Here is an 8,632-nt window from a genome sequence, read left to right on the forward strand (position 1 = left end):
CTTCCCCTCAAGGAACCAAAACGTGGTCCCACAGCTCTTCAACCGGCGGATTCGGCGAGTTATCCGCAAACTCCTCCGCCGCCTTCACACGTTCCTTGGCCTCATTGTCCCAGGCCTTGAACTCAGCTTCCGACGCCAGGTTCAGCTCTGTCATATAACGTTCGAGCTGCAAAATGGGGTCGCGGTTTTTCTGATAGTCTTCGACTTCCTCTTTGGTCCGGTAGGTTCCGGGATCGGACACCGAGTGACCGCGGTAACGATAGGTCAGAGCTTCGAGGAGATAAGGCTTATGATCCTTGCGCATCTGATCGACGATGGCCTTCACATGCTCATGAACGGTAACCACGTTCATGCCATCGACATCCGAATGAGCCATATCAAAAGCAAGGGCACGCTTCCACAGAGCGTCCACCGAGGTGGTGCGCCGGATATCGGTACCCATGCCGTACTTGTTATTTTCAATGATGAACAGCACCGGCAGGTCCCAGGTCGCGGCCATGTTCATGGCTTCAAAGAATTGCCCCTGGTTGGTGGCGGCGTCACCCATATAGCAAACGCAGACATCATCTTCATTGCGATAACGAATGGAAAAACCCACGCCAGCCGCGATAGGAGTCTGCCCGCCGACGATTCCATGACCGCCGAGGAAACGATGCTCCTTGCTGAACATATGCATCGATCCGCCTTTGCCACGGCAGCAGCCATCGACCTTGCCGAAGAGCTCCGCCATCACCGCTTCGGGTGAAATGCCCTTGCCAATGGCCTGGGTGTGGGAGCGATAACCGCTGAGCATGTAATCCGTATCACGGAGAGCGCTCTGCACCCCAACCGCCAGAGCTTCCTGGCCGATGTGGAGGTGACAGAAGCCGGAAAACTTCTGCTTGGTGTAGGCCAGACCTACACGTTCCTCAAATCTGCGGAACAGGGCCATGTCCTTGTACATCTGGACAAGGAGAGCCCGCTCCAAGGGAGCCCGCTCCAAGGGAGTCTTCTTCTTCGCAGTCATTTCTCACCCTTCAAAACTTGAGATCTTGTAAAATTACGAATTTTTTGGGCTTTGCCGCTGTCTTTTTAGTTGGCATGGCCAAAAAAAACAACAACCTGCTGCTTGTACACCAAACAGCAGGTTGAAAAAATACATTTTACTGGTAGCGACGAAGGGCGATCGTCGCGTTGGTGCCTCCGAATCCGAAGGAATTCGACAGGGCGACACGCACCTTTTTCTCGATGGCTTCCCGAGTCGTGTAATCCAACGGACAGTCCGGGTCCGGCGTCTCAAAATTCGCCGTGGGTGGCACCAGACTGCGATGAATCGTCAGCGCAGTATAGACTGCCTCGATGCCGCCCGCTGCGCCGAGACAGTGCCCTGTCACACCCTTGGTCGAGGAGATCGCCAATTTATGGGCATGAGCGCCAAAGAGATCCATGATCGCTTCCGACTCATACTGATCGTTGATCTTGGTCGACGTTCCATGGGCATTAATATAGTCGATGTCTTCCGGCACCAGCCCTGCTGAATCCAGTGCCATCTGCATGCATCGACGTCCACCTTCGCCCCGTTCACGAGGCGCCGTAATATGATGTCCGTCACCGGAAAGACCATAGCCGATAACCTCGGCATAAATCTTCGCCCCACGTTTTTTGGCGCTTTCCAGGTCTTCCAGAACCAGAATGCCGGCCCCTTCTCCCATCACGAAGCCATCGCGATTCAGGTCGAAAGGTCGTGAAGCCCGTTCGGGTTCGTCATTATTTGTACTGAGCGCTTTTAACGCAGCGAATGACGCAATCCCCAGAGGACTTATAGCACTTTCCGCGCCACCACAAACCATGGCATCCGCCAGACCATCACGAATGAAGCGATAGGCTTCACCGATGGCATGCGTTCCACTGGAACACGCGGTGGCGGTACAGGCATTCGGTCCACGCAGTCCATACTGAATGGATACAAACCCGGCTGCCATGTTAGGTATGGCGTAAGGAATAAAGAATGGCGAGATGCGTTTCTCACCTTTTTCCATCAATGTTTTGGTCGACTCTTCGATATCAGCAATGCCGCCCATTCCGACACCGATGACACAGCCATTGCGGTCCTGATTCACATCCAGCGGCAGTCCGCTGTCTTTCAGGGCCTCATCGGATGCCATGGTTGCAAAAATGATAAAGCGGCTGAGTCGATTGGCGTCCTTGGGGTCAATGACGCCGTCAGTTTTTAGATTTTTAACTTCACCGGCCACTTGAACCCGGTGCCCTGTGGGATCGTAAAGGGTAATGCGGGCGGTTCCTGAGCGACCAGCGACGGCATTCTCCCAGGCTTCCTGTACATTGTTACCGGTCGGTGCAACGATTCCCAAACCTGTGATGACAACTCGTCTCATGACTCCACCTTCAAGCTGTTGAATGGCTATCGCCTAGACCCGGCTGAACCCTCATCCAAGAGTGTCCCCAGTCATATCACGCTTGCAGCGGCTCGACCAGCGATCAGTTGTATGCTCGTCACCCGTAGTCTGCGCGCATTTTAGCACGCCTACGCAAATTCCTTAAGCCGGGAATATGACGTAAATCAAAGACGGATTCCGAGGGTGGCAGGCGGTTCTTTTGGTAGACCAAAAAGACACCAAAAGCTGTCATGATTATGTGCGGCAACCAGGCACCTAAAGGTGCGGAGAGCAGTCCTTTTTCCGTCAGGAATTTAAATGACATCATGGCAATGTAGCCGATGACGATGGCAAGACTGGAACCAAGAAAGGCATGACTCTTCCCGCGCCGTTCATCCTGGATTCCGAGCACCATGGCGAAGAGTGCAAAAGCGAAACACGCGAAGGGCATGCTGAGTCTTTGATGAAAAAGAAACCGTGCCTTTTGCCAGGTTTCCCGCTCCTTGGGATCCTTGGTGTCCTTGAGCGAATCGATAAAGCGGCTCAGCTCAATGGGTGTATAGCTGCGATAGTCGTCTTCCGTGGATCCGGGACCAAAAATCTGCTCGCGGAAAATCGAAAGCAGATCGAGTTCGGCGCGTTTGAATTTGATGACGGATACATCATCATTGTCAGCCTTGGTGGTGTAGATGATTCCATAGTCAAACGACATGCGCAAATCACCTGTTTCCACCGAACCCGTGATGGCAGCGGCTGGCGCGAGCAGAGTAAAGTGCTGATTCTGCGTGTTGTGACCAGGGCCGAGCATCACATTTTCAAAACGCGTGCGATCCGGCGAGATATGCTCGGCGTAGAGCACGTAACCCAGAAAGTCATCGAGAAAAACTCCAGGCTTCATTCGATAGCGAATCATGTTATCTAATTCAGTCTGAGTTTTGCGATGATAGAACTGCAGCGTCTCACGTCGGCCCCAGGCTTCGAAGTAAACCGCGCCCACCAAGGCGATGAGGCAGGCGACGAACGTGATCGCCATGACTGGCCGCAGGGCGCGACGCAGGGAGTATCCTGAAGCTATCATGGCCGTGAATTCGCCATCCGCAGACAGGCGACTGAATGCTAAAAGGATGGCAAACATGATCGAGATGGGTACAATGATGGAAATGAAGGGCATCAGGATAAAGAGAAAAGGCAGGAGCAGGTTTTCAACGGAAAGACCGAAAGTCACGAGAATTTCCGAAAGCCGAACCAGCTGCGAGATCACGATGACAGCGCTCATGACGCAAAACACCGTCACAAACTGCGGCATGATTTCCAGAATCAAGTAGAAAAAGAGAGTGATAACGCAACTCCTATACGGCCCGACCCAATATTATCGCGGATTGCGCGTCCATGAGCAAGAACGCAGAGTTTGCAATAGTATCCAAGGCCGTGTAAAAAATCTTCTGATCCTGTATAATAGGCTCATAACAGCTCAAAATTTCGATCCAACCATAAAAAAACCTTTATAATGGTAGAGGATAAGAGTGTCAAACTCCCATACTACTCGCCGGGGCCGGCTCTATTTTTCTCTTCTGTGGCTGGCGGGTTGTCTTGCCTGTCAGCAGTCCTCGGCTCAGAAAGGCGACGATACCACAGCTTCTCAACCCGTTGCGGACAGCAGCAAGCCGCAGAGTGTCACCACCCTGCCCCTTGACCTGCCCGAATGGAGTGATACCGATAGCACACCCCTCCTGGCGGGTCGTCCTGTCACTATCGTGCCTCAAATTCAGAATCAAATCTCGCGTTTTATTCGCAATGGCGGCAGCCCCATCGCAGCCGTGGTCATAATCAATGTGAAAACCGGGGAAATCCTCGCCATGACACAGGGAGAGGACCCCGGCAAGTGGGGTGCCGAAACGCATTCAGCCCTGCACATCGGGTTTCCAACGGCCTCTCTGTTCAAGACGGTTGTGGCCGCGACAGCGTTTGAAATTGCGGAACTGGACACGGAAGCAACCCTCAGCATGTTTGGAGGCTGCTCGCACGTGCATCCGCGCGGCATTTGGCCGCCCAAGGAAAGCCGCAATCCCAGGCATGGCCTGAGCCTGCGTCGCGCCTATGGCAACAGCTGTAATGGTTTCTTTGCCAAGCTTGCGGTGAATCGGATCGGTCTCGGCCCCATTCTGAACATGGCCAAGAGACTTGGCTGGAACAATCAGTCGCTGCCTGCCGACTTCCTGGTGCCGCCCAGTCCTCTGCGCGAACCCAAAGCGACATCATCCAGCATCCATACCATTGGCAAGTTTGCTGCCGGATTTGGATCCGTTTCCATTTCTGCCGTACACGCGGCCTGGCAGGAGAGCGTGATTGCGAACAACGGCATCGCGATGCCCCTGCGCTTTTTCAAGGACACACCAGCCAACAAGCCCAATCAAGGAACCCGGGTTCTTGAAGAATCAACCGCCATTAATTTGAAACGCATTATGGATTCAACCGTCATGGACGGAACCGCCAAGCATGCATTCAGCCGCGGTCGTTTGCGCCTTTTGCGCACGGAGGTAGGTGGAAAAACGGGAACGTTGACCGGCAATCATCCTCAGGGTTTGACCACCTGGTTCGCCGGCATCTACCCTCTGGAGGACCCCGAAATTGCGGTGGCCGCGGTCGTGATGCTGGAAAATCTTTGGCGTTTCAAAGCCACCAACCTCGCGGCCGAATCCATTATGGCTTATTACGATTATCGGAATGGCCCGGACAGCCCCATGAAAACCGCGCGCAAATCGGCTTCTCATGAGTCGAGTGCGAAGAGTGGCAAAACCCATTAAGTCTGACTCAAACCGCAAAATGAGGCGTTTCCCTGCAAGGGGAAGCGCCTTTATTATTTATGTATGCCAAGGGCCAGACCAGGCCTTCGAAATTTTGGATATGTTTTAGCGAAAGATGGACTTTGCAGTCCTTTGTGGGTTTTGTTAGTCAAGAGCCACCGTTACAGCACCTTTTTTCAGACCTCGATGAGGAGAGTTCCATGAGTTCGCATTACTCGATCCCTGTCGTCGATCTTCATGACTACCTGCACGGCACAGCGGAGCAGAAGGACCGCTTCATTAAAGACGTGGGCAATGCCTTGCGGGAAATGGGTTTCTTCGCTCTGACCAATCACACCGTGAGTCCCGAGCTGATCCGCGACACCTACGCTCAGACTGCTGAACTCTTCAACCTGCCCGAGGCCACCAAGCGATCGTACGAGGTGCCTGGACTCAAAGGCCAGCGCGGTTACACATCCTTTGGCAAGGAGCATGCGAAGGATTCCAAGGCTCCTGATTTGAAAGAATTCTGGCATGTGGGTCAGGAACTATCGGCCGAACATCCACGCTCCGCTCATTATCCTGCGAACGTCTGGCCCAAGGAGCTGAAGGATTTCCACCGCGTGATGGTCGACGTTTATCGTCGTCTGGAGTCCGCGGCCTTTTCCATTCTGGAAGCCTGCGCCCTGTATATTGGCGAGGAAAAATCCTCGATTCGTGATACTGCGGTCGATGGGAATTCGATTTTGCGTCTGATCCATTATCCGCCTGTTCCTGCGGATCGTGATCCCAACAGTATTCGCGCCGGGGCTCATGAGGACATCAACCTCATTACGCTGCTGATTGATGCCACAGCATCCGGACTTGAAATCCTGGATCGTCGCAATCAGTGGGTGCCTGTGGTCACACCCAAAGGCTGTATTATCGTGGATGCCGGCGATATGCTGCAGAACCTGACCAACGGCTTTTTCAAGTCGACCACGCATCGCGTGGTGAATCCGGATAACAGCCGTGAACGTCGTTACTCTGCGCCCTTCTTTGTGCATGCGCGCGGTGAAGTGTCCCTGAACCCGCTGCCCTCATGCATTGCAGCCACAGGTGGCAAGCAGGTTTATCCGAACATCACGGCGGATGAATATCTGATGCAGCGTTTGAAAGAGATTGGTCTGGCTTAAGCCACGCCGCTCTTTTTCGCGTTCTTTGGCTTTATTTTCCTGGTTTTTTCCACTTTTTTGATAACAGGCGCCTCGCTTTCCAGCGGGGTCGTCCTGATCAATTTCAAATCCGTTGCAATCGGTGCAAAACCTTCGAGCCGCACCCGGAAACTCAAGCGGGTACCCACTTCTATTTTATCCTTGCTTATATCCTTCAAGTCACATGGAAAGAACATCAGCGTCGAGCGCTGCAGACTCGGGTCTTCAACCGTAAGCCATCCGAGGCGTTCCGGATTGAAGTAACTGACCGTCCCTGCATAAGCATGGTCATGCGAATTTTCACCAATGACCAGGGACCCTTTATTGCTGATGGCATCAATAGCTTTTTGGATGGCCTCCTTTTTTGGATCATCATCCTGGAGTAAAATATATAACATGTGCTTGGCCCGCGTGCAGGCCACGTACAGCAGGCTCGCCATAATCGGATTGCTCAGCGGCATGTTGTATTCACTCAGGTTGGCGATAATGCCCACCGAGGTTTCAAGGCCCTTAAAGGCCTGAATAGTAGATACAGCAAGGGTTTGCTGGGTCCTTGGTGCTTTTCGATTATTGCCAATATCGCATAGTTCAAAATTGCCTAATTTCTGAACATTTTGGAGGACCGACCCCTCCTGCAAGGGGCGTCGTGCTGACAGGATTGTAATCTCTGCGCTTCGCAGCCCTTCCTGGTCACAAAGGCGTGTTACAAGTTCCTGAATCTTTTCCTGCGCTTCCGCCCCATCCTTGTACAAAATCAGCTCAGGAATATATCCGAGTCGGCCGGAATGGCTGTTCAGGATCTGCCGTCCCGTCCGAAAATTGCGCGAGAAGGTCGAGATCTCCTTGGTCGTGCGATAGTTATTCACCAGAGGAAAGTAAGGGGTGCTGATCGGAAGCACATCCTCGGGCACGAAATGGCCCTCAGAAGAGCCGGAACCGAAGACACCCTGGCTCCGATCGAAGAAGATATAAAAGTGACTCTCGGGGCTCTGCAGCGAGGCCTCAATCGATTCCCACCAGAAGGGCTGCACATCCTGAGCCTCGTCACAGAGCAGCACATCGAAGCGTTTGGTGCTTTTCAGGATGGAGGCCTTGAGACGCTCCGGCCCCACGTATTGGATCCAGTCCTCGCGACTGCCTTCGAAATCCGGCGCGCGCTTGAGGATATCCACGCCGAAGTGCGAGGCGAACTCCGCATAGGTTTGCACCTCGATGCGACTGCCGACCTGCTCCTGAATATATTGGTTCAGAACCGGATTCGGTGACAGGATCAGGACCGTCTGCCCGAGATCCCGGAAGTGCTTGGCCAGGGCCATGGCCAGCATGGTTTTCCCGGTACCGGCTTCGCCTTCGACGGCCAGCCGTTTGGTGCTTACCATCGGCGAGATCAGGGTGTCGTGAATATGCTCAACATCCTTGACCTTGCTTTCATGCTGATCGATATAATCGCGGATATAAAGCCGGCTGGTGTAATGCGAGCCGCGCAGAATTTTATCCAGAGCGTCGGCAGCGTCTTCAAACTGCAGGAACCGTTCAGGCTGGGCGGCGGTTACCGCTTGCGTCAGGGCTTTCTCCAGATTTTCCAGGCGCTGACGGCCAATCAGAAGCATCGTCTCGACATCCGGGCGATCAGGAAAATCCTGTTCATGCACCGACGGCAGACACACCATGTGGGTCATGGGGACTTTGACGTTTTTCTTTCTCAGATAGCGCAGGAAACGGCTTTTCCAGTTCAAGGCCTGGGCAAAGGGATTTTTGATCGTGAATCGTTCGCCAAAGCGGTTTTCAGTATAAAACTGGAGGTTGTCAGGGTTGTAGGAGATCCGCCCGCCTTTGACTTCCATCACGATAAGACCGTAGCGCGGATGATAGAGGACAAAGTCGATTTCATTATCCGTCAGGCCCTGATCACCTTCGATACCGGTGAGAGTGCAGGAGTAATAAACCGTCCAGTCACTGCTGAGCTGTTTGCAGTGCTGGTAAAACTGTTCCTCCGCCTGGCTGGCGAAGATAACACGGGCCTTGTCTGTATTCGGGTAAAGTCGTGCCATCAGGGGTTCCCTCAGGCGCGGATTGCGCCGGGGGAACTCTTTCAAGATGCAGTCCATCCCTGTCGGAAGGCAGGCCTTGGACATTGCTTCAGAAAACGGGGGGCTGACTGTCAAGTGCATTGACAGGCGTCACCCAAGGCTGCTCTCAGGCTTTCCTCATTTATAGTAGCCTGACATGGCCGCCGAGCAGTCCTTGGCAGCTTCTCCCCAATAGCTCGAAACGCCGTTTC

At 53.5% G+C, this 8,632-nt stretch carries 7 protein-coding genes (1 of these 7 cut by a window edge); 2 read left to right on the top strand and 5 right to left on the bottom strand.

Annotated elements, in window-relative coordinates:
• Positions 1-7: 7 nt before the first annotated feature.
• The 3 genes from pdhA to OLTU_RS28985 all read right to left on the bottom strand — a co-directional run bounded on the left by pdhA (position 8) and on the right by OLTU_RS28985 (position 3,696).
• Positions 8-1,006, bottom strand: coding sequence for a pyruvate dehydrogenase (acetyl-transferring) E1 component subunit alpha (gene pdhA, locus OLTU_RS28975; protein ID WP_176737060.1), 999 nt, complete (start codon positions 1,004-1,006; stop codon positions 8-10).
• A 136-nt stretch (positions 1,007-1,142) separates the two neighbouring features.
• Positions 1,143-2,375 carry a beta-ketoacyl-ACP synthase II gene (fabF, locus tag OLTU_RS28980; protein WP_141736215.1) on the bottom strand — a complete coding sequence of 411 codons (1,233 nt, stop codon included), beginning with the start codon at positions 2,373-2,375 and terminating at the stop codon, positions 1,143-1,145.
• Positions 2,376-2,493: 118 nt separating this feature from the next.
• Positions 2,494-3,696 carry an LptF/LptG family permease gene (locus OLTU_RS28985; protein WP_281181256.1) on the bottom strand — a complete coding sequence of 401 codons (1,203 nt, stop codon included), beginning with the start codon at positions 3,694-3,696 and terminating at the stop codon, positions 2,494-2,496.
• 202 nt (positions 3,697-3,898) lie between these two features.
• On the opposite strand from OLTU_RS28985, the gene OLTU_RS28990 reads away from it, so the two are divergent.
• Both OLTU_RS28990 and OLTU_RS28995 read left to right on the top strand, forming a co-directional pair.
• Positions 3,899-5,179, top strand: coding sequence for a penicillin-binding transpeptidase domain-containing protein (locus tag OLTU_RS28990; RefSeq protein WP_141736217.1), 1,281 nt, complete (start codon positions 3,899-3,901; stop codon positions 5,177-5,179).
• A gap of 200 nt (positions 5,180-5,379) precedes the next feature.
• Positions 5,380-6,333: an isopenicillin N synthase family dioxygenase gene (locus OLTU_RS28995; protein WP_141736218.1), complete on the top strand. Its 954-nt coding sequence runs from the start codon at positions 5,380-5,382 to the stop codon at positions 6,331-6,333.
• Here OLTU_RS28995 and OLTU_RS29000 read toward each other — a convergent pair.
• Together OLTU_RS29000 and OLTU_RS29005 are read right to left on the bottom strand one after the other, a co-directional pair.
• The gene (locus OLTU_RS29000) at positions 6,330-8,402 is read right to left on the bottom strand and encodes an NERD domain-containing protein (RefSeq protein ID WP_176737061.1); all 2,073 of its coding nucleotides are present in this window, start codon (positions 8,400-8,402) and stop codon (positions 6,330-6,332) included. The genes OLTU_RS28995 and OLTU_RS29000 overlap by 4 nt on opposite strands.
• A gap of 156 nt (positions 8,403-8,558) precedes the next feature.
• Positions 8,559-8,632, bottom strand: the 3' end of a protein-coding gene (locus tag OLTU_RS29005; protein WP_141736220.1) for a protein-glutamine glutaminase family protein. The gene runs 775 nt beyond the window's last position; 74 of the gene's 849 nt are visible here — the last part of the coding sequence; the start codon falls outside the window, past its right edge — the gene reads right to left on this strand; its stop codon occupies positions 8,559-8,561.

The organism is Oligoflexus tunisiensis, assembly GCF_001748245.1.
In the GTDB taxonomy this organism is placed as follows: Bacteria; Bdellovibrionota_B; Oligoflexia; order Oligoflexales; family Oligoflexaceae; genus Oligoflexus; species Oligoflexus tunisiensis.